The sequence below is a fragment of the Rhizobium redzepovicii genome (genome assembly GCF_019793435.1).
Classification (GTDB): Bacteria; Pseudomonadota; Alphaproteobacteria; order Rhizobiales; family Rhizobiaceae; genus Rhizobium; species Rhizobium redzepovicii.
This window is the reverse complement of record NZ_JAILYH010000001.1, coordinates 116,515-137,628: the sequence shown is the minus strand read 5'-3', so window position 1 is coordinate 137,628 and position 21,114 is coordinate 116,515. Positions and strand designations below refer to the sequence as shown.

Below are 21,114 nucleotides of genomic sequence, written 5' to 3'. Positions count from 1 at the left end.
AGATTTAGACTTCCACACCTCGGCGGCGCCTCATGCGACCGACGAGGAATCCTCCTTCGCAAGCTGCGCCACCGGGGTCGCGACAACCAGCCGGACACCGGCATTCTCGACCATGCGAGCTGCCTCTTCCGAAATCCCGTCATCGGTGATGATCGCAGAGACGCGGTCGAGCGCGCAGAGAATGAGGCTCGACCGGCGATTGAATTTGCTTGAATCGACCATGACGACGAGTTCGTCGGCCTGGTGCATCAGCTTCTGCTCGCTCTGAATGATGAGGGCGTCCGCCTCCATGATGCCGAGCGGGCCGACGCCCTGGGCGCCGATGAACATGCGTCGCGCATAAAAATTGCGGATCGCGTCATTGTCGAAAGGCGACAGGATGAGGCTCTGCTCGCGATAGATCGCGCCGCCCGGCACCGTCACCGTGTTTTTGGAATGTTTGACCAGATGTTCGGCGATGGCAAAAGAATTGGTCATCACCTGCAGGCGATGGCCGGCCATGTAATGCACCATCTGGAAGGTTGTCGTGCCGCCGTTGATGATGATGGCATCGCCCGCTTCGCAGAGATCGACAGCTGCGCGGGCAATTGCACGTTTTTTATCGATGTTGACTGATTCTGAAACCCGGAAGGGCCGGCCGGCGAGATTGCCGAGCTGCGGCGGATGCACCGCTTCGGCGCCGCCGCGGACGCGACGGATCTTGCCCTGCACATGAAGAGCCGCAATGTCGCGCCGGATCGTCGCTTCGGAAGCTTCCGTCAGCTCGGCAATGTCCTGGATCGTCACCACCGACTTTTCCTGAACAGCGCTTAAGATGATGCGATGGCGTTCGCGTTCGTGCATTGGGCTCCTCCTCTTGTCACATTTATTTCGCATCCCTTAATGACTGTCAATCACAAACGATCATAAATTTTCATATTGCGATGCAGCATAATCGAATATGATCGTTTTCGATTGACAAGCACACTTTTGATGCGCGATACCGTGAGCGAAAGGGCGCGCTGATCGCGGCCCCTGACAAGCCTATATGGGAGGATGATATGGCGGCGAACGTCCGGCTTCTGGATAACCGGTGGGATGATGCATATGCGGCAGGCCTCGATGAGCCCGGCAAGCTGCTCTATCGCTCCAACCTGCTCGGCGCCGACAAGCGCATCACCAATTACGGCGGCGGCAACACCTCGGCGAAGGTGATGGAGACCGATCCGCTGACCAGCGGCACGGTCAAGGTGCTCTGGGTCAAGGGCTCCGGCGGCGATGTCGGCACCATCAAGCTCGACGGCTTTGCCACACTCTACCAGGACAAGCTGGAAGCGCTGAAATCAATCTATAAGGGCGTCGAAGACGAGGACCGCATGGTCGGCTTCCTGCCGCATTGTACCTTCAACCTCAATGCCCGCGCCGCTTCGATCGACACGCCGCTGCACGGCTTCGTGCCGTTCACCCATGTTGATCACATGCATCCCGACGCCATCATCGCCATTGCCGCATCGAAGAATTCCAAAGAGCTGACGCAGCAGATCTTCGGCGCCGAGATTGGCTGGCTGCCCTGGCGCCGTCCGGGCTTCCAGCTCGGCCTCGATCTCGAAGCCTTCGTCAAGGCGAACCCGAATGCCAAGGGCGTCGTGCTCGAAAGCCACGGCCTCTTTACCTGGGCTGATGATGCCAAGGCCTGCTACGAGCTGACGCTCGATATCATCAACAAGGCGATCGTCTGGTTTGCCGAAAAGACTGAAGGCAAGACGATTTTCGGCGGTGCCGTCGCTGAGAGTCTGCCGGTTGCCGAACGCCGCGCCATCGCTGCCCGGCTGATGCCTGAGATTCGCGGCCGCATCGGCAAGCAGGAGCGCAAGCTCGGTCATTTCGACGATCAGGACGCCGTGCTCGAATTCGTCAATTCGAAGGATTTGCGCCCGCTCGGCGCGCTCGGCACCAGCTGCCCCGATCATTTCCTGCGCACCAAGATCCGCCCGCTGATCGTCGATTTCGATCCCGCCAAGCCGGATGTCGACGCGATCGTTGCCGGCCTCGACCAGGCGCTGGAGGATTACCGCGCCGATTACGCCCGCTATTACAACGACTGCAAGCATGACAATTCGCCCGCCATGCGCGACGCCAATCCGGTCATCTTCCTCGTTCCCGGCGTCGGCATGCTGTCCTTCGCCCGCGACAAGGCGACGGCGCGCATCGCCAGCGAATTCTATGTCAACGCCATCAACGTCATGCGCGGCGCTTCGACGGTCTCGGAATATCAGGGCCTGCCGGAGCAGGAAGCCTTCGATATCGAATACTGGCTTCTCGAAGAGGCCAAGCTGCAGCGCATGCCGAAGCCGAAGAGCCTCGCCGGCCGAGTGGCCTTCGTCACCGGCGGCGCCGGCGGCATCGGCCGGGCGACCGCTGCGCGCCTCGTCGGCGAGGGCGCCTGCGTGGTGCTTGCCGATATCGACCAGGCGGCGCTTGAGGGCACCGAGGCCGATTTCGTCAAGAAGTTTGGCGCCGACGCGGTGCGCAGCGTCCGGCTTGACGTCACCAAGGAAGATGCGGTGATCGCCTCCTTTGCGGAAGCCTCGGTCGAATTCGGCGGCATCGATATCCTCGTCTCGAATGCTGGCATTGCCTCCTCCGCGCCGATCGAAGCCACCGAGCTTGCGACGTGGAACCGCAATATCGATATTCTGGCGACCGGCTATTTCCTGGTTTCGCGCGAAGCCTTCCGCCTGTTCCGCCGTCAGGCGCTCGGCGGCAACATCGTCTTCGTCGCCTCGAAAAACGGTCTCGCCGCTTCGCCGAATGCCGCTGCCTATTGCACCGCAAAGGCCGCCGAGATCCATCTCGCCCGCTGCCTGGCGCTGGAAGGTGCCGATGCCGGCATCCGCGTCAACACGGTCAACCCGGATGCGGTGCTGCGCGGTTCGAAGATCTGGAGCGGCGAATGGCGCGAGCAGCGCGCCGCCTCCTCGAAGATCGAGGTGGATGATCTCGAGGAACATTACCGCAAGCGTTCGATGCTGAAACTCAACGTGTTTCCGGAGGATATCGCCGAGGCGATCTATTTCCTGGCATCGGACCTTTCGGCAAAATCGACCGGCAATATCATCAACGTCGATGCCGGCAACGTGCAGAGCTTTACGCGGTAATTTTGATCGGCGGCGGATGCGTCTGCCCCTCACCCTAACCCTCTCCCCGTCGTGACGGGGAGAGGGACTTGCCCAACGAAATGTTGGAGTGGGACGGAGACGATGCGCCACACCCCCTTCTCCCCGTCTGAACGGGGAGAAGGTGCGGGCAGGCGGATGAGGGGCGGCCCAACGGCGGTCCCAATGTAGAAATTGCATCAGTGGGAGGAAAGAATGGCCGAGTTCAGGATCGCGCAGGATCTCATCGCGACGGATAACGACAAGCGGGCGACCGCACTGAAAGCCGATTACGAGGCGCTGGGTGCGAACCTTGACCGCCGCGGCGTCGATATCGAGGCAATCACCCGCAAGGTCGCGGAATTTTTCGTCGCCGTTCCCTCTTGGGGTGTCGGCACCGGCGGCACGCGTTTTGCCCGCTTTCCCGGCACGGGCGAGCCGCGCGGCATCTTCGACAAGCTCGACGATTGCGCCGTCATCAATCAGTTGACGCAGGCGACACCGAATGTCTCATTGCATATTCCCTGGGACAAGGCGGATGCCAAGGAATTGAGGGCCAGGGGCGATGCGCTCGGCCTCGGTTTCGATGCGATGAATTCGAACACTTTCTCTGATGGGCCGGGACAAGCCCATTCCTACAAATACGGCTCGCTCAGCCACACCGACGCGGCGACGCGGGCACAGGCGGTCGAGCACAATCTCGAATGCATCGAGATCGGCAAGGCACTCGGGTCGAAGGCGCTGACCGTCTGGATCGGCGACGGCTCGAACTTCCCCGGCCAGAGCAATTTCACCAAGGCGTTCGAGCGTTACCTCGCCTCGATGGCTGACATTTACCAGGCGCTGCCCGACGATTGGAAGCTGTTCACCGAGCACAAGATGTACGAGCCGGCCTTCTATTCGACGATCGTGCAGGATTGGGGCACCAACTATCTGATCGCCCAGACGCTCGGTCCCAAGGCTCATTGCCTCGTCGATCTCGGCCATCATGCGCCGAACACCAATATCGAGATGATCGTCGCCCGGCTGATCCAGTTCGGCAAGCTCGGCGGCTTCCACTTCAACGATTCGAAATATGGCGACGACGATCTCGATGCCGGCGCGATCGATCCCTATCGGCTGTTTCTCGTCTTCAACGAGTTGGTCGATGCCGAGCAGCGTGGGGTCAACGACTTCAACCCGGCCCATATGATCGACCAGTCGCATAATGTCACCGACCCGATTGAGAGCCTGATCAACAGCGCCAACGAAATCCGCCGCGCCTACGCGCAGGCGCTGCTCGTCGACCGCAAGGCGCTGTCCGGCTATCAGGACGACAATGACGCGTTGATGGCGTCGGAAACGCTGAAGCGCGCCTATCGCGCCGATGTCGAGCCGATCCTCGCCGAAGCCCGGCGCAGGTCCGGCGGCGCGATCGACCCGATCGCGGCCTATCGCGCCAGCGGCTACCGCAAGAAGGTTGCGGCCGAGCGCCCGGCTTCGGTTGCTGGCGGCGGCGGTATCATCTGAACTTCAGTCGCCGGCAGCGTAGGGGTGATTCGCTGCCGGCAACCGCATCTACGGCTTCCAGGCGCCGGCGATCTGCCGTGTGGCGATGTTCAGCCGATTCCAGACATTGATATTGGCGATGGCGATGACGAGGGCCGCGAGGCTCTTGCCGTCATAGTGCCGGGTCGCCTCGTCCCAGATCTCGTCGGGCACGGGGTCGGAACGGTCGCTGGTGCGGGTCACGGCCTCGGTCAGCGCAAGGGCTGCCCGCTCGGCACCGCTGAAATAGGGCGTGTCGCGCCAGGCGCTGACGGCAAAAAGCCTTTCATCGGTCTCGCCGAGCTTCTTGGCGATGCGCGGATGACCGTCGATGCAGACGCTGCAGCCGTTGATCTGGCTGGCGCGCAGATTGACGAGTTCCAGCAGCTTCGGCGAAAGGCCAGCCTCGGCCGGCACCTTCGCAAGCGCCGTCAGCGCCTGCATGGCGGCGGGAAGCACCAGGGCGGGATTTCCCATTCTCTCCTGCATGACCAATTTTTCCTGCATGATATGTCTCCTTGATGCATTTTGCTCTTCGACGATCCGCCGGCGCTGTCACACCGGCCGGGTTTCATTCGTCATGGGCTTGACGGAACGCAGCGAAGGAATGTGACGGATGAACGAGAAAAAATGGCTGGCCGATCAATTCGAGGCGAACCGGGCGCATCTGCGGGCGGCGGCCTATCGCATGCTCGGCTCGCGCAGCGAGGCTGAAGACGCCGTCCAGGAGGCCTGGCTGCGGCTCAACCGCGCGGATACGACCGACGTCGGCAATCTCGGCGGCTGGTTGACGACAGTTGTGGCGCGCATCTGTCTCGACATGCTGCGTGCGCGCAAGACCCGGCGGGAGGAGCCGCTGGAGATGCCGGTTCATGCCGCGATCGCCGATCCGGCAAACGATCCGGAGCGCGATGCGGCCTTCGCCGAATCGGTCGGCGTGGCCTTGCTCGTCGTGCTGCAGACGCTGGCGCCGGCCGAGCGTGTCGCCTTCGTGCTGCATGACATGTTCGATCTGCCTTTTGACGAGATCGCGCCGATCATCGGCCGCACGTCCGCCGCCGCCCGGCAGCTCGCAAGCCGCGCCCGCCGCCGAGTGCAGGGCACGGAAGAGGCGCCCGATGTCGATCTCGGCCACAAGCGGACGATCGCGGAAGCCTTCCTGACGGCATCGCGCAACGGTGATCTCGAGGCGTTGCTTGCCGTGCTTGCCCCCGATGTCGTCTTCCGGCCGGATGCGACGGCAGCGCGATTCGGTCCATTTGGCGGAAGGCGCGGCGCGTCCGAGGTCGCAGAGCTGTTCAAGGGCCGGGCACAGGCGGCGGAAGCCGCGCTCGTCGACGGCGAAGTCGGATTCATCGTCCGCATCAAGGACGAACTGCGCGTCGTCGTGACGCTGACCATCGCCGACGGGAGGGTGACGGTAATCGACGCCTTCGCAGATCCGGATTATCTCGAACACGTCAACTATTCCGTGCTTTCCAGCTGAAACAGACGGCGATCCGGTGCTCCTTCAGTAGGTGGATTTCAGATTGGCGCGCCTTCGCCAGCATTTTTCGCGGCCGTCCTCGTCGCGTCATTTTGCTTGACAGGCGCACCTCCAGCTTTATTCTATTATAAAGATTTATATAACATAACTGTGGAATGACGCGATATGAGCAAGTCCGGCGACCAGGCGAAAAAGCCGCTCCTTCTCACCAATGTGAAACCGATGGCTTTCGGTGCGGGGACTGCGGAAGGGGCGCTCGACATTCTCGTCGATCGCGACGGCAAAATCGCAAAGATCGGTCCGGCGCTCGCCGTTTCTGAGGATGTGACCCGCATCGACGGCAAGGGCGCCTTCGTCTCGCCGGGCTGGATCGACCTGCATGTGCATATCTGGCATGGGGGCACCGACATTTCCATTCGTCCCTCCGAATGCGGTCTCGAGCGCGGCGTCACGACGCTGGTCGATGCCGGTTCGGCTGGTGAGGCGAATTTCCATGGCTTCCGCGAATATATCATCGAGCCCTCGCGCGAGCGCATCAAGGCCTTCCTGAACCTCGGCTCGATCGGCCTTGTCGCCTGCAATCGCGTCGCCGAGCTCAGGGATATAAGAGATATCGATCTCGACCGGATCCTTGAAGTCTACGCCGAAAACAGCGAGCACATCGTCGGCATCAAGGTGCGCGCCAGCCATGTCATCACCGGCTCCTGGGGTGTCACCCCTGTCAAGCTCGGCAAGAAGATCGCCAAGATTCTGAAAGTGCCGATGATGGTGCATGTCGGCGAACCGCCGGCGCTCTATGACGAAGTGCTGGAGATCCTCGGTCCCGGCGATGTCGTCACCCACTGCTTCAACGGCAAGGCGGGTTCGAGCATCATGGAGGACGAGGATCTTTTCAATCTCGCCGAGCGCTGCGCCTCCGAGGGCATTCGCCTCGACATCGGCCACGGCGGCGCCTCCTTCTCCTTCAAGGTGGCGGAAGCGGCGATCGCGCGCGGGCTGCTGCCGTTCTCGATCTCGACCGACCTGCACGGCCATTCGATGAATTTTCCGGTCTGGGACCTGGCGACGACGATGTCGAAGCTGCTCAGCGTCGGCATGCCCTTCGACAAGGTGGTCGAGGCCGTCACCCATGCACCGGCCTCGGTCATCAAGCTGTCGATGGAGAACCGGCTTTTGGTCGGCGCGCAAGCCGAATTCACCATTTTCGACCTTGTCGATTGCGAACTCGAGGCGACGGATTCCAACGGCGACGTTTCGGTCCTCAGCAAGCTGTTCGAGCCGCGTTACGCGGTGATGGGCGCCGATGCCGTTGCAGCCAGCCGCTACGTGCCGCGGGCGCGCAAGCTGGTGCGCCACAGCCACGGTTATTCCTACCGTTAGGACCGGCCGTCGGCTTGGTTCGGCGACCGAGGAAAGCCTTAGCGGTTGCGCCAGCCCATCAGCTTTTCGATCCGCTCCGCCGAATTGCGTACATGCGCGGTATAGTGGTTCTCGTCGGAGAAGGCTTTCTGCTCCGGCAGCACGATGGAAATGGTGGCGACGCAGTGGCCATCGCGGTCGCAGATCGGCGAGGCGATGCAGGCAACCGCATAATCCGATTCCCCCGCCTGGATCGACAGGCGCGCCTCAAAGGCCTTGGCGGCGGCTTCCGACAGCGTGCTTGGATCGATCTCGGCGCGGCCGGTCGGAGACGAGCGGGCGCAGCGCTTGAACAGCTCGATGCGCTCCTCTTCCGGCAGATGGCCGACAAGCAGGCGGCCCGACGCCGTCCAGTTCAGCGGCACCCTTGTGCCGACGCGCGACGCCACCTGGAAGTGGCTCGGGCCATCGGCCATGGCAAGCACCAGCATATAATCACCGTCGCGGCCGCAGACCTGCACGGTTTCGCCGGCCTGGCGGCAGAGATCGTGCATTTCGTGGGTGGCGATGCTCATGAAATCCAGCGACCGGGCATAGGCGAGCCCGTAGTGATAAAGCCGTGCGCCGAGCCAGATGGAACCATCAGCCTGGCGTGTCAGCATGTTCTTCTCGACCAGATCGTCGACGATGACGTAGACGGTCGACAGCGGCGCCTTCACGGCCTTGGCGATGGCATAGACACCGGCAGGCGATCCCGTCTCATAGAGATGATCGATCACCTGAAGCGCCCGGTCGATACCGCTGACGCGCGCGCGCCGCGCGCCCTTGCCGGCGGCTTCCTCGGAATGGCCCTCGTCTTCGGCGTAAACTGCGGGTGATGTTTTTCCGTCCAATTCCATGCACCTCGTTAAAACTGCGATCATGTTACATTACTATGGCATAGCGGTCGCTGTGGCAAATCGCAACATTTTGTAGGTTGATCGTGCGGAGGAATGCGGCAGCGAGATTATTCTCTGTACGGTGTGCCCGCTCGGAAAGAACTCGATCAAAACCTTGGAACAACAAACCGCAGCCTGAGTTTGACCCTGAACCCAGGAGGTCATGATGACGAATTATCCGACGCCGCCGTTCCCATCCCAGAAACAGCCGATGCCCGGTTTTACCGCGCAGATGGACCCGGTTCCCGACCATGGCGAAAAAAGCTATCGCGGTTCCGAGCGGCTGAAGGGCAAGCGGGCGATCATCACCGGCGGCGATAGCGGCATCGGCCGGGCGGTGGCGATCGCCTATGCCAGGGAAGGCGCCGATATCGTAATTTCCTATCTCGACGAGGATGAGGATGCCGACGAGACGAAGCGGCTGGTCGAGGAGGCCGGTCGCAAGGCCGTGCTGGTCAGCGGCGATATCCAGGATCCGGCTCTGTGCCGGCAGATCGTCGAGACGGCGGTCAAGGAGCTCGGCGGTATCGACATTCTCGTCAACAATGCGGCCCATCAGGCGAGCTTCAAGAGCATCGACGAAATCAGCGACGAGGAGTGGGAACTGACCTTCAAGGTCAATATCCATGCGATGTTCTATCTGACCAAGGCGGCCGTTCCCCACATGAAGCCCGGCAGCTCAATCATCAACACCGCCTCGATCAACTCCGACAGTCCGAACCCGACACTGCTTGCCTATGCGACGACCAAGGGCGCGATCCAGAATTTCACCGCCGGCCTTGCCCAGCTTCTGGCCGAGAAGGGCATCCGCGCCAATGCCGTGGCGCCGGGGCCGATCTGGACGCCACTCATTCCCTCGACGCTGCCCGAGGAAAGCGTCAGCAATTTCGGCAAGCAGGTGCCGATGAAACGGCCCGGCCAGCCGGCGGAGCTGGCTACAGCCTATGTGATGCTGGCCGATCCCTTGTCGAGCTATGTCTCCGGCACGACAATCGCGGTCACTGGCGGCAAGCCGATCCTTTGACGCAAGTCGCCTGGGATTGGCGGTTCCGGGTTAAAGACATGCGTGAAACAAGGAGCTGAAGCGGGTCGATCAAAGTTTGACGTGACGCGTTTCAGTCCGGCTTGCCGTAGCCACCGCCGGTCGGCGTCGTGACGATCACGGCGTCGCCGGCGGCGAGCATTGTCTGGTCGCAGCCGTCAAGTCTTTCGACGGTGCCGTTCGCGCGGCGGATCTCGGTTTTTCCCAGCTGCCCGTCTTCTCCGCCGAAAAGGCCGAAAGGCCGGATCGTGCGATGCGAGGAGAGAATGCTGCAATCCATCATCTCCAGGAAGCGGATGGTGCGCTCGGTGCCGCCGCCGGAACTATACTGTCCCTTGCCGCCAGAACCGCGGCGGATGTGGAAATCTTCGAGCACGACGGGAAAGCGGAATTCTAGCACTTCGGGATCGGTCAGCCGCGAATTGGTCATATGCGCGTGCACGCCGTCGGCGCCGCTGAAGCCGGTGCCGTCGTTGAGCAGGCCGGCGGGGCCGCCGGCGCATATCGTCTCGTAATATTGATAGGCGGCGTTGCCGAAGGTCAGGTTGTTCATCGAGCCCTGGGCTGCCGCGAGCGTTCCGAGCGCTCCGAACAGCGCATTCGTCACATGCTGGCTGGTCTCGACATTGCCGGCGACGACGGCGGCCGGATAGGCTGGGCGAAGCATCGACCCGTCCGGCACGATGATCCGGATCGGCCGAAGGCAGCCGGCATTCATCGGGATCGGTTGCTCGACCATGACGCGGAAGACATAGAGCACGGCGGCGCGCGTCACCGGTTCCGGCGCATTGAAATTGGTCGGCTGTTGCGCGCTCGTGTCGGTGAAATCGACCATCGCCTCACGTGCCTGCCTGTCGACGGTGATCTTCACCTTGATGACGGCGCCCTGATCGGTGGGATAGGTGAATTCGCTGTCACTGAGGCGGGCGATCACCCGGCGGACGCTTTCTTCGGCATTGTCCTGCACATGGCCCATATAGGCTTCGACGACGTCGAGCCCAAAATGGGAAACCATCTTGCGCAACTCCTGCACGCCCTTTTCGTTGGCAGCGATCTGCGCCTTGACGTCGGCAAGGTTCTGAGCCGGATTGCGGGCGGGATAGGGATGGTCGGTCAGCATCGCCGCGAAGTCCGCTTCGCGGAAACGGCCTTTGTTGACCAGCAGGAAATTGTCGATCAGCACGCCTTCCTCGTCGACCTTCGTCGCTCGCGGCGTCATCGAACCCGGCGCCTTGCCGCCGATATCGGCATGATGGCCACGCGAGGCGACGTAAAACAGGATCACCTCTCCGGCATCGTCGAAAACAGGGGTGACGACGGTGATGTCGGGCAGATGCGTGCCGCCATTATAAGGCGCGTTGAGCGCGAAGACGTCGCCCGGATGGATGCGGCCTTCGTTGAGGCGGATGATGGTTTCGACCGAACGATCCATCGAGCCGAGATGCACCGGCATATGCGGCGCATTGGCGACGAGTGCGCCGGTGCGGTCGAAGACGGCGCAGGAGAAATCGAGCCGCTCCTTGATATTGACCGAATGCGCGGTGTTCTGCAGCGTCACGCCCATCTGCTCGGCGATCGCCATGAACAGATTGTTGAAGACTTCGAGCATGACCGGATCGGCATTGGTGCCGATCGCGGCATGGCGGGCAAGTGGGATCTCGCGGGTGAGGACGATATGATCGTGGCCGGTGAGCCGCGCCTGCCAGCCGGCTTCGACGACGATCGTCTGATGTGCTTCGATGACAAGGGCAGGCCCTCTGAGGATGGCGCCGGGCTTCAGCGCGTCGCGCTTGAAAATTCCGGCGTCCTGCCATGTTCCGCCGGAATAGAAGCGGGTCGTGCGCAGCGCTTCCGGCTCGAAGACTTTCGCCTCCCTATAAGCTTCCTCGATATCGGCGCCGCCGCCGATGCCCTCGACTTCGATGGAATCGACGACAGTGGGCCGGTCTTCGAAGATGAAGCCGAACTGTTTCTTATGGGCGATGGCAAAGGCCTGCACCATCTCCTCCTGTGGCCCGAAGGCGACGGGCAGGGCGGTGTCGGTGCCCTTATATTGCAGGTGCAGCCGGGTGACGACCTCCATGTCGGCGGCCTCGACGCCTTGCAGCGTCAACTCCTCGCGCACCTCCGCCTCCAACCCGGCCCTGATCTCGCCGATCGTCACCAACGCCGTAGCAAGTTCGGTCAGCACCGCGCGCTGGCGGGTGGCGCGGATATCGGCGAGGCCCATGCCATAGGCCGAAAGGATGCCGGAGAAGGGGTGGATCAGCACTCTTTTCATGCCGAGGCTATCGGCGACGAGGCAGGCATGCTGGCCGCCGGCGCCGCCGAAACAGGTGAGCGCATAGCCCGAAACGTCATAACCGCGCTGGACCGAGATCTTTTTGATGGCATTGGCCATGTTCTCGACAGCGATGGCGAGGAAACCGTCGGCGGCGTCCTCAGCCGTCCGACCGCCGCCGATCGTCTTTGCCATCTCGGCAAAGGCGGCGTGCACCGCCCCGGCATCGAGCGGCTGGTCCTGTCTCGGGCCGAAGATCGCCGGGAAGAATTCCGGGAGGAGCTTGCCGGTCATGATGTTGGCGTCGGTGACGGTGAGCGGGCCGCCGCGGCGATAGGATTTCGGGCCGGGCGTGGCGCCGGCTGATTCAGGGCCGACGCGGAAGCGCGAACCGTCAAAGCTCAGGATCGAACCGCCGCCGGCGGCCACCGTGTGGATCTTCATCATCGGCGCGCGCATGCGCACGCCGGCGACTTCGGTCTCGAAGGCGCGCTCCAGTTCACCGTCGTAATGCGACACATCCGTCGAGGTGCCGCCCATGTCGAAGCCGATCATCTGGCCGAAGCCGGCAATGCGCGACACCTCGACCGCGCCGACCACGCCGCCGGCGGGGCCTGAGAGGATCGCATCCTTACCCTGGAACAGATGCGCGTCGGTCAGCCCGCCGGAGGACTGCATGAACATCAGCTTCGGGCCTTGCCCCTCGACGGCGCCGAGTTCGGTGGCGACCTGATCGACATAGCGCCGGAGAACCGGGGACAGATAGGCGTCGACGACGGCAGTGTCGCCGCGGCCGACGAGCTTGATCAGCGGGGAAACGACGTGCGAGGGCGAGATTTGTGTGAAGCCGATCGCGCGCGCGATGGCGGCGGCCCGTTGCTCATGCTCGGGATAGCGGTAGGCGTGCACGAAGACGATGGCGACGGCGCGCAGGCCCTCGGCATAGGCGGCTTCGAGCGCCTGCCGCAGCCTGCCCTCGTCGAGCGGACGTTCCACCGTGCCGTCCGCCAGCACGCGCTCGTCGGCCTCGATGACGCCGGCATAGAGCAGTTCCGGCTTGACGATCTTCTTGGCGAAGATATCGGCGCGGGCCTGGTAGCCGATCTCCAGCGCATCGCGGAAACCTTTGGTCGTCACCAGGAGGGTCGGATCCCCCTTGCGTTCCAAGAGCGCATTGGTGGCGACCGTCGTTCCCATCTTCACCGCGCCGATGCGCTCGGAAGGGACAGGATCACCGGCTTTGAGCCCGAGCAGTTCGCGAATGCCGTGCACGGCCGGGTCGCGATAGGCTTCCGGATTTTCCGAAAGCAGCTTGTGGGCGATCAGCGCACCGTCGGGACGGCGTGCGACGATATCGGTGAAGGTGCCGCCGCGATCGATCCAGAAATCCCACTGTCCGCCCATCGTCCGGCCTCCTGTTGAACTGAAAATTTATTGACGATTTATGGATAAAATGTCAACGTTTCCTCTCGGATCATGGAGGGTGGACATGACAGATGGGCGTGGAAGACAAGCGGAAATCGGGCCGATCGTCTCCTCCGCACATCTGGCCGATGGCGCGCTTCCGGCTCTTTCGGAGCTGGAGTTCGGCCTTATCCTCGCCGGCAATGCCTTCGACCGCTGGATGGTACGCTGCATGACGGCGGCTGGCGAGCCTGGATGCGCCCCGATCGACGTTCTGGTGCTGCATTCGGTGGCGCACCGGCAGCGGCCGAAACGGCTCGGCGATCTGTGCAGCGTGCTCGGCGTCGAGGATACTCATCTGGTGATTTATGCGATCAAGAAGCTGGAAAAGCGCGGCCTCGTGAAAAGCACGCGTGCAGGCAAGGAGAAGCTGATCGCCGCCACCGAAAAGGGCTTGGAAATCTGCCTGAAATATCGGGCGGTGCGCGAAGCGCTGCTGGTGGAATCGGTCAAGGGGTTGGGGCTCGATGCCGCAGCGGCATCGGCGGTGGCGGCGACGCTCAGGGCGCTTTCCGGCCACTATGATCAAGCAGCAAGGGCCGCCGCCTCTATCTGACGACAGCCCTTGACGGGGGCAGGGAGAGATCCCCCGAAATTTTCAGGCAGCGTGTTCAGCCGAAGCAGGGCATCGCCGGCAGATTGGTGCGGTTTGCGATCGCTCCAATGATGTTGCCGACCGGCGTCGAGCGCGGTTCGCGTTTGCCGGCGGCCGTCTCAAGGAGTTGCTTGAAATCTTCAAGCTTCACGCCGTCGGCGCGCAACACCATGGCGATCAGGGGGTCGCGAAGGGCTTCGGATATCGTCAGGTCGTCTCTGGTCTTTCTCATGGTTGTCCTCCTTTCGTGGGCGGTCGCCCGTGTTCCACTTTGCGCTGCCGTGTTCTCATTGACTTTCGCGTTTGGTGGTGTTACCGGTAAGTAACAATGCATTTGTTACCGATCGGTCACATCGATGTCAAGGACTACGTCCGCAAAAAAATCAGAAACTTCGAATGAAATCTCCGCAGCCGTCCCAGAAGATCGCATCCCGCCGCGGGAACGTATCGTCTCGACCGCCTCGGAGCTTTTCCGCGAGCGCGGCATCCGCGGCATCGGCGTCGATGCCATCGCCGACGCGGCTCTGACCAACAAGATGACGCTCTACCGGCATTTCGGCTCGAAGGACGAGCTTGTCTGCGAGACGCTGCGCCGCGCGTCGGAAAAGGCGGGTGCGATCTGGCGCGAGCTGGAGGCGGCCTATCCCGGCAATCCGCGCGCCCAGCTCTACGCTTGGGTGGAGATGCGGGCGCAATGTCTGAACGGCGAGCCCGCCGGCTGCGATCTCGCCAATGCCGCCATCGAACTGAAGGGCGAGGGTCATCCCGCCCACGAGATGATCGAGCGCCACAAGGCAGAACAGCGTGATCGTCTGGCCGCGCTCTGTTCGGCGGCCAATGCGCGCGAGCCGGAGCTTCTTGCCGATACGCTGACGCTGCTGCTCGAAGGTGCTCGCGTCAGCCGCCAGGCGATGGGTGCTGCCAGCTGCTGCGGTCATTTCGCCAAGGCCTGCAATGCGGCGATCGCCTCTTTCGCCTGAACCGGTTTTTCGGGAACCTTACCGCTTCCATACCGTTTTTCCGTCACCGGAGGACAAGTGGAGACCGGGAGATGAACTACGTCTATCTCAAGCGCCTGTATGCCAAACGTGCCGAACTCGAAGCCAAGCTGGAGCTTCACGATGCGCGCTATTGTTTCGGCGAGGAAGAGGTCGATGACGGCACCGACAGCGACCTGCGTCAGCGGCTGAGCGAAATTTCCGACGAAATTGACGAGCTGGAAGCAGGCCGGGGCGCCAGAACAGGATGATTTCAAGCCCGGCCTGCCTGAATCCTGTTCTAAGTTAGAGAGTGCGGAAAGCTGTGAGCAGTCTCGGGCGACATTGGGCCGACCGGACCCAAATCACCTATTCTAAGTCCGGAGGATATCCATCGTCCGGTCGTCGAATTTCCCTTGATAGAAACGCTCGATCACGCGGTGAAAGGGCGAGCCATGGTCGCTGATTGCGGCAAACAAGGTCATTGACGAGCGCAGCTTCAGGTCATCGGGCGAACCGAGGATCTCATGCGCCGATCGGCCCTCCACCGACAGGATCGCCTCGACGCAGCGCAGCAGCCGGCTGGAGAGAATGGGATCGGCGAGATAGGCGGCGGCTTCCTCAGCCGAGCGGATCGCGTATTTTTCCGCCATTGGCGAGGTGCCGAGACCTGATATCTGCGGGAAGATGAACCACATCCAGTGGGAGGTCTTGCGCCCGGCTTTCAGCTCCGATAGCGCTTTTTCGTAGACGCCGTTCTGAGCGTCGACGAAACGGTCGAGATTGTAATCGATATCACCGGCCATGGTCCTTTTCCCTTTTCCTGCATTATGCAGCCTGGGCCAAGGTCTCCATGCCCGGCGAGGTGATTTTACCCGCGCGAGCCGAGCTCGCCTTCAGCAGACCCTTTCAGCGTATGGGCTGCTCTCACGGCAATGGCCGTAAGGCTGATGGTGCGGCGCGCTGTCGCCGGCGGGGGCAGCGATGGCCGATGTCGTCACCGGGTCCGTCTCATTGGAAGAATATGCGGCGAAACCGACAAAGCTCAAGAGAGCCAGCGCGGCGACGACGACAATGCGCTCGAAGCCCGAAAGTTTCTGGGCGCTGACATGTTCCACATAGTCGCGCTCCCCCAAGCCGGTGGTTTCGTCCTCTTTCACATGGAGGGTCACCATATCCTGGCGATGGGTCAAAGTTTCACAATCTGTCATCTAAATTACTCCTGCAACACATGCGGCGCCGGCCTCTCAAGAATAAACTCTCAACCCTCATGGCGGACCGACTCCCGCATGCGTGCAGCATGTGTGTCTTTAATCGCGGCAATTGAAGGGGCAATCTGCAAACTCAGTGTTCAAAAAATCGTCCTAATAAATGCAAAATATCGTGATGCTCTGGCTCGCCGGAATGATCCGGGGTAGTCCAGAGGATCATCTTTCTGTGGATCGTCCCATGAGCAAATCCTTCGGCGCGATGTCGGTCGCCCAGCTTTCCGTCCTCATTCAAGGCGGCGCGGCCGATCCGGTCGATGTGGCCGAGGCTTTCTTCGGCACCATCGCTGATTATGCCGACAAGGCGGTCTTCACCACGTTGACCGAAAGCCGCGCGATGGAGGAAGCGCGCGCCTCTTCCAAACGTCTGCGGGAAGGCCGATCGCTCGGATTGCTGGACGGCGTTCCAATCGCCTGGAAGGATCTTTTCGATATCGAAGGCCTGGCGACGACGGCGGGATCCGTCGTGCTGGCCGCCGATGCGCCGGCCAGGCGCGATGCGGCCGTCGTCGGCTTCCTCAGGCAGGCGGGCATGGTCGCTATCGGCCGCACCAATATGAGTGAATTCGCCTTTTCCGGCCTCGGCATCAATCCGCACTACGGTACGCCGGTCAATCCGCGTGGCACCGATCTCCCGCGCATTCCGGGCGGCTCGTCCTCGGGTGCCGGTGTCGCCGTCGCAGCCGGCCTGGTGCCGGTCGCGATGGGCACGGACACCGGCGGCTCGGTGCGCATTCCCGCCGCCTTCAACGGCATTGTCGGCTACAAGGCGACCCGCGGCCGTCATGCGATGGAAGGCGTCTATCCGCTGGCCAAGAGCCTGGATTCGCTGGGGCCGCTCTGCCGCAGCGTCAGGGATGCGGTGTGGATCGATGCGGCGATGCGCGGCCGGATCGCGCCTGACGTCGTCGAGCGTCCGTTGCAGGGTCTGGAACTGCTCGTGCCTGAAAATATCGTCTTCGACGGAGCCGAACCGGGCGTCATCGCCGCCTTCGAGGCCGGTTTGGAACGGCTTCAAAGGGCCGGCGCCCATGTTGCCCGTGCCGTCATTCCCGCCTTCGACGTGATTTTCGATCTGATGACGAGATATGGCCCGCTGGTCACCGCCGAAGCTTTCGCACTTCACCATGAGCGCTTGGCCGGACCGGACGCGGACAGGATGGACCACCGCGTCGTCATGCGCACCCGCCTGGGAAGCAGGACGACCCTGGCCGATTACCTGGCGATCCTCGATGCGCGCAAACGGATGATCGCGGATGTCGAGCGCCTTGTCGGCGACCGCCTGCTCGCTTTTCCGACGGTCGCCCATGTCGCGCCGCCAATCGGTCCGCTGGAGCAGGACGACGAGCTGTTCTTCGCGACCAACAACAAGACGCTGCGCAACACCGCGCTCGGCAATTTCCTCGACTGGTGCGCCGTCTCCATCCCCTGCGGCACGGGTGCCTTCGGCATGCCGGTCGGCCTGCTGCTCTCGGCCACCGCCCGTCGCGACGAAGCGCTGCTGGGAGTTGCCCTAGCCGCCGAGCCGGTCATCCGCGGCGATTTCGCCTGATTGGCAATTGAACCGCCGGGCTTTTATTGCGATTGATGGCAGGAGGAAATCTGGGAGGAAGGCACGTGCAGATCTTGCAAAACGGACGCTTCGCTGTTTCGACGTGGTCGCTGCATCGGCTGCTCGGTGCCGTTTATGGCTACAGCCCCGATCCTGACAAAAGTTCTGCGCCGAAAGAACCCTATGGCCCTGGTGCCGCGGCACTGATCGATATGCCGGCGGCGCTTGCGGCGCGGGGCGTCAATCGTCTGGAGATATGTTCCTTCCATCTGCCGAGCCTTGAGGCCGGCTATCTAAGTGAATTGCGCGACGCAATGACGGCCTCGGACGTGTTGTTCCAGACACTGCTCGTCGAGGACGGCGATCCAAGCCATCCCGAGACGGCTGAACGCGACGTCAGATGGATGGCGCAGTGGATCGATATCGCCGCTTCCCTTGGAGCGCAGAGAATGCGCGTCATCGCCGGCAAGCAGAAGCCGACCGAGGAAAACCTGAGCCGTGCCGCCCGTCACCTCGGCTGGTTGGCCGAAAAAGCCGAAGGTAGCGGTGTGCGCGTCGTCGTCGAGAACTGGTTCGACCTGCTGCCGTCGCCCGTGGAGATGAACTGGCTGCTGGATCGGCTGGACGCCAAGGTCGGCCTCAACGGCGACCTCGGCAATTGGGCAGCGCCCGCGAAATACGAGGGTCTCGCCGACATCATGCGCCGGGCGGAAATCTGCCATGCCAAGGCCGATTACACCGTTGCCGGCCTCGATGCAGAGGATTACCGCAAGTGCCTGGAGATGTGCGAGCGGGCCGGTTACGCCGGCCCCTTCACGCTGATCTACGACTCGCCCTTCTTCCCCGACGAATGGGACGGCATCCTGCTGCAGAAGCAGTTCATCGAGGATTTCCTGCGCGAGGCGCCGGCGCGCAGGACGGCCTGATCCCAAAGGATTTCGCGCTCATTCCTGGCGCGGAAACCTCTGGTTTTCCTCGAGCACGTTCAGGTCCATGTGGTTGCGCATATAGCGCTCCGAGGCCTTCTGCAGCGGCTGGTAGTCCCAGGGATAATAAGCGCCGTTGCGCAGCGCCGCGTAGACCACCCAGCGGCGCGCCTGGCTTTCGCGCACGGCTGCATCGAAATCGGCAAGGTTCCAGCGCCGCCTAGCCTGGTCGGCAAGCCTCGCCAGGGTGTCTACATGCGCCGGCTTTCCCGCCAGATTGTCCAGCTCCTGAGGATCGGCTTCTAGGTCGAACAGCATCGGCGGGTCCTTGTCGCAGAGCGAAAGCTTGTAGCGCCCGTCCCTGAGGCAAACGAGCGGCGCTTCGGAACCTTCAGCGGCATATTCCATCGGCACGGGACTGCGGCTGCCGGTACCCTCGGCGAGGCCCGCGAGATCCTCGCCCTCGGTCCATGGTTTCAACGCGGTGATGTCGATCCCGGCAAGACCGGCGAGCGTCGGCGTCACGTCGAGGTTGGAGACCGGCTGATCGATGCGTTTCGGCTTCCAGCCGGGTGCAGCAATCATCAGCGGGACGCGCGCCGATCCTTCGAAGAAGTTCATCTTGAACCAGAGGCCGCGGTCGCCGAGCATGTCGCCGTGATCAGAAACGAAGAGGATGATCGTGTTGTCGGCCATGCGGGTCCGTTCCAGCACGCCGAGCATGTCGCCGATCTTCTCGTCGACATAGGAGATATTGGCGAAGTAGCCCCGCCTTGCGCGCCGGATTTCTTCCGGGCTGATGTCGAAAGCCTCGTGGTCGCAAGCTTTCATCAGCCGCTGCGAATGCGGGTCCTGTTGCTCGAAGGCGATCGGCGCCACCGCCGGGTCAAGCGCCGGGCAGTCTTTATAGAGATCCCAGAATTTGCGGCGTGCGACATAGGGGTCGTGCGGATGGGTGAAGCTGACGGTCAAGCACCAGGGGCGTCCGTCGTGGGCGCGTGAGAGATCGAACAGCTTGCGGGTGGCGTGGTAGGCAACCTCATCGTCATATTCCAACTGGTTGGTGATCTCGGCAACGCCGGCGCCGGTCACCGAACCCAAATTGTGATACCACCAGTCTATGCGCTCGCCGGGCTTGCTATAGTCGGGCGTCCAGCCGAAATCGGCAGGGTAGATATCGGTCGTCAGGCGCTCCTCGAAGCCATGAAGCTGGTCTGGGCCGACGAAATGCATTTTGCCCGATAGCGCCGTCTGATATCCGGCGGCGCGCAGATGATGCGCATAGGTCGGAATGTCGGAGGCAAATTCCGCGGCATTGTCATAGACGCGCGTCCGGCTCGGCAATTGCCCGGACATGAAGGACGCCCGCGCCGGCGCACAGAGCGGACTTGCCGTATAGGTGTTGGCGAAGCGCACGGAACGTTCAGCCAATGCTTTCAGATGCGGCGCATGCAGGAAGTCGGCAGGCCCGTCGGGAAACAAGGTCCCGTTCAGCTGGTCCACCATCAGGATGAGAATATTCGGGCGCGCCATGTCGTTTTCCTATGCTATTTGCAGATTTTATTGAAACGCCTATTCTCACGCCTGTAAAGACGGCATTTTTGAATGCCTGCATAAAGGAATTTTTATGCCAGACCACCCGCTTGAGCTTGGATGGATGCGCATCTTCGTTGAGGTCGCGAGACTCGGGAGCTTTTCGTCGGCTGCAGCGCTGCTCGGGCTTACCCAGCCGGCCGTCAGCTACCAGATCCGCCGGCTGGAGGAGCAGTTCGGCGTCAGCCTGCTGCGCCGCCAGCATCGCGGCGTGACGCTGACTGCCGAAGGTGAACGGCTTCTCGACGTCACCGCCAAAGTGGTCGGTGACATCGATGCGCTCGCCCGCAGTTTCCGCGCCGAAGCCCAACGACCAGTTGTTCGGCTCAGAACCGACTATGCCTTTTCATCGCTTTGGCTGATCCCGCGCATGGACGGCTTTCGGCTTCTTCATCCGGAAACGGACATCCAGATCGTCGCGACGCAGCGATTTTCAGCCGGTTTTCGCGACGAAGCGGATGTCGCTGTCGTTTTCGGCACGCGGGCGGAATTCGGCGCCATCGGTACGCTTCTGCTGCGTGAAAAGGTTGTGCCGGTCTGCACGCAGGGATTTCTCGATCGCAACGGCCCGTGCGAGGATGCGAGGCAGCTTGCCAAGGCGGTACTGATCCATCTCGACACGCCGATGCCATCACCCTGGTTCGACTGGCGCAGTTATCTGACCGAATTCTCCGTCCTGCGCGACGGCCATGCCGGCCGCGGCGATATCAGCTTCAATACCTATTCGCTGGTCATTCAGGCTGCGTTGAGCGGGCAGGGCGTGGCGATCGGCTGGATGGGGCTCGTCGATACGCTGCTCCAAGCAGGCATGCTGGTCGAAGCCGGCCCGCCGCTCGAGGCGCAGGACCGCGGTTACTGGCTGGTGCCGCCGCGATCTCCAAGCCCGCATAGCGAAAGCCTCGGCGCCTGGCTGATGGGCGAAGTCGGAGGGAACGGCTGACGTGGATTATTCTCCGCAGCAGAACCCTTGCC

Annotated in this window: 19 protein-coding genes; 11 read left to right on the top strand and 8 right to left on the bottom strand. The window is 62.2% G+C overall.

The window, feature by feature from the left end:
- Positions 1 to 30 precede the first annotated feature (30 nt).
- The gene (locus K6N12_RS00635) at positions 31 to 843 is read right to left on the bottom strand and encodes a DeoR/GlpR family DNA-binding transcription regulator (RefSeq protein WP_097628961.1); all 813 of its coding nucleotides are present in this window, start codon (positions 841 to 843) and stop codon (positions 31 to 33) included.
- 197 nt (positions 844 to 1,040) lie between these two features.
- Between K6N12_RS00635 and K6N12_RS00630 the strand changes: the two genes are divergently transcribed.
- Both K6N12_RS00630 and rhaI read left to right on the top strand, forming a co-directional pair.
- Positions 1,041 to 3,137, top strand: coding sequence for a bifunctional rhamnulose-1-phosphate aldolase/short-chain dehydrogenase (locus K6N12_RS00630; RefSeq protein ID WP_183854567.1), 2,097 nt, complete (start codon positions 1,041 to 1,043; stop codon positions 3,135 to 3,137).
- A 213-nt stretch (positions 3,138 to 3,350) separates the two neighbouring features.
- Positions 3,351 to 4,643, top strand: a complete 1,293-nt coding sequence (gene rhaI / locus K6N12_RS00625; protein WP_222148569.1) for an L-rhamnose catabolism isomerase — start codon at positions 3,351 to 3,353, stop codon at positions 4,641 to 4,643.
- Positions 4,644 to 4,691: 48 nt separating this feature from the next.
- On the opposite strand, the gene K6N12_RS00620 is transcribed toward rhaI, so the two are convergent.
- The gene (locus tag K6N12_RS00620) at positions 4,692 to 5,150 is read right to left on the bottom strand and encodes a carboxymuconolactone decarboxylase family protein (RefSeq protein ID WP_037074429.1); all 459 of its coding nucleotides are present in this window, start codon (positions 5,148 to 5,150) and stop codon (positions 4,692 to 4,694) included.
- Between the two features lie 127 nt (positions 5,151 to 5,277).
- Here K6N12_RS00620 and K6N12_RS00615 point away from each other — a divergent pair, with 127 nt between their 5' ends.
- Both K6N12_RS00615 and K6N12_RS00610 read left to right on the top strand, forming a co-directional pair.
- Entirely contained in the window at positions 5,278 to 6,147 is an 870-nt protein-coding gene (locus tag K6N12_RS00615) for a sigma-70 family RNA polymerase sigma factor (RefSeq protein WP_183778080.1), read from the top strand.
- A 165-nt stretch (positions 6,148 to 6,312) separates the two neighbouring features.
- Positions 6,313 to 7,527 carry an amidohydrolase/deacetylase family metallohydrolase gene (locus tag K6N12_RS00610; protein WP_183778082.1) on the top strand — a complete coding sequence of 405 codons (1,215 nt, stop codon included), beginning with the start codon at positions 6,313 to 6,315 and terminating at the stop codon, positions 7,525 to 7,527.
- Positions 7,528 to 7,565: 38 nt separating this feature from the next.
- On the opposite strand, the gene K6N12_RS00605 is transcribed toward K6N12_RS00610, so the two are convergent.
- Positions 7,566 to 8,405 carry an IclR family transcriptional regulator gene (locus K6N12_RS00605; protein WP_131710852.1) on the bottom strand — a complete coding sequence of 280 codons (840 nt, stop codon included), beginning with the start codon at positions 8,403 to 8,405 and terminating at the stop codon, positions 7,566 to 7,568.
- Between the two features lie 205 nt (positions 8,406 to 8,610).
- On the opposite strand from K6N12_RS00605, the gene K6N12_RS00600 reads away from it, so the two are divergent.
- Complete coding sequence (locus K6N12_RS00600; protein WP_097629066.1) at positions 8,611 to 9,468, top strand: SDR family oxidoreductase; 858 nt, start codon at positions 8,611 to 8,613, stop codon at positions 9,466 to 9,468.
- A gap of 91 nt (positions 9,469 to 9,559) precedes the next feature.
- Here K6N12_RS00600 and K6N12_RS00595 read toward each other — a convergent pair whose 3' ends face one another.
- Positions 9,560 to 13,171 (bottom strand): hydantoinase B/oxoprolinase family protein, encoded by a 3,612-nt coding sequence (locus K6N12_RS00595; RefSeq protein ID WP_222148568.1) that lies wholly within the window; start codon positions 13,169 to 13,171, stop codon positions 9,560 to 9,562.
- Positions 13,172 to 13,256: 85 nt separating this feature from the next.
- Between K6N12_RS00595 and K6N12_RS00590 the strand changes: the two genes are divergently transcribed.
- Positions 13,257 to 13,787, top strand: coding sequence for a winged helix DNA-binding protein (locus K6N12_RS00590; protein WP_222148567.1), 531 nt, complete (start codon positions 13,257 to 13,259; stop codon positions 13,785 to 13,787).
- 55 nt (positions 13,788 to 13,842) lie between these two features.
- Here K6N12_RS00590 and K6N12_RS00585 read toward each other — a convergent pair whose 3' ends face one another.
- Positions 13,843 to 14,058 (bottom strand): hypothetical protein, encoded by a 216-nt coding sequence (locus tag K6N12_RS00585; RefSeq protein ID WP_183854552.1) that lies wholly within the window; start codon positions 14,056 to 14,058, stop codon positions 13,843 to 13,845.
- Between the two features lie 124 nt (positions 14,059 to 14,182).
- Here K6N12_RS00585 and K6N12_RS00580 point away from each other — a divergent pair, with 124 nt between their 5' ends.
- Positions 14,183 to 14,806, top strand: coding sequence for a TetR/AcrR family transcriptional regulator (locus tag K6N12_RS00580; protein ID WP_097628969.1), 624 nt, complete (start codon positions 14,183 to 14,185; stop codon positions 14,804 to 14,806).
- Positions 14,807 to 14,877: 71 nt separating this feature from the next.
- On the top strand, positions 14,878 to 15,075 hold the full coding sequence (locus K6N12_RS00575; protein WP_222148566.1) for a hypothetical protein: 198 nt from the start codon (positions 14,878 to 14,880) through the stop codon (positions 15,073 to 15,075).
- A 102-nt stretch (positions 15,076 to 15,177) separates the two neighbouring features.
- Here the strand turns inward: K6N12_RS00575 and K6N12_RS00570 are convergent, their stop codons facing one another.
- On the bottom strand, positions 15,178 to 15,609 hold the full coding sequence (locus K6N12_RS00570) for a DUF1810 domain-containing protein (protein WP_222148565.1): 432 nt from the start codon (positions 15,607 to 15,609) through the stop codon (positions 15,178 to 15,180).
- A gap of 90 nt (positions 15,610 to 15,699) precedes the next feature.
- Positions 15,700 to 15,978, bottom strand: a complete 279-nt coding sequence (locus tag K6N12_RS00565; protein ID WP_183778318.1) for a hypothetical protein — start codon at positions 15,976 to 15,978, stop codon at positions 15,700 to 15,702.
- Between the two features lie 274 nt (positions 15,979 to 16,252).
- Between K6N12_RS00565 and K6N12_RS00560 the strand changes: the two genes are divergently transcribed.
- Both K6N12_RS00560 and K6N12_RS00555 read left to right on the top strand, forming a co-directional pair.
- Positions 16,253 to 17,623: an amidase gene (locus K6N12_RS00560; RefSeq protein WP_183854546.1), complete on the top strand. Its 1,371-nt coding sequence runs from the start codon at positions 16,253 to 16,255 to the stop codon at positions 17,621 to 17,623.
- A gap of 65 nt (positions 17,624 to 17,688) precedes the next feature.
- The gene (locus K6N12_RS00555; RefSeq protein WP_183778094.1) at positions 17,689 to 18,549 is read left to right on the top strand and encodes a sugar phosphate isomerase/epimerase family protein; all 861 of its coding nucleotides are present in this window, start codon (positions 17,689 to 17,691) and stop codon (positions 18,547 to 18,549) included.
- A gap of 18 nt (positions 18,550 to 18,567) precedes the next feature.
- Here the strand turns inward: K6N12_RS00555 and betC are convergent, their stop codons facing one another.
- Positions 18,568 to 20,082, bottom strand: coding sequence for a choline-sulfatase (gene betC / locus K6N12_RS00550; RefSeq protein WP_222148564.1), 1,515 nt, complete (start codon positions 20,080 to 20,082; stop codon positions 18,568 to 18,570).
- 94 nt (positions 20,083 to 20,176) lie between these two features.
- Between betC and K6N12_RS00545 the strand changes: the two genes are divergently transcribed.
- On the top strand, positions 20,177 to 21,082 hold the full coding sequence (locus tag K6N12_RS00545; protein ID WP_183778098.1) for a choline sulfate utilization transcriptional regulator: 906 nt from the start codon (positions 20,177 to 20,179) through the stop codon (positions 21,080 to 21,082).
- Positions 21,083 to 21,114 lie beyond the last annotated feature (32 nt).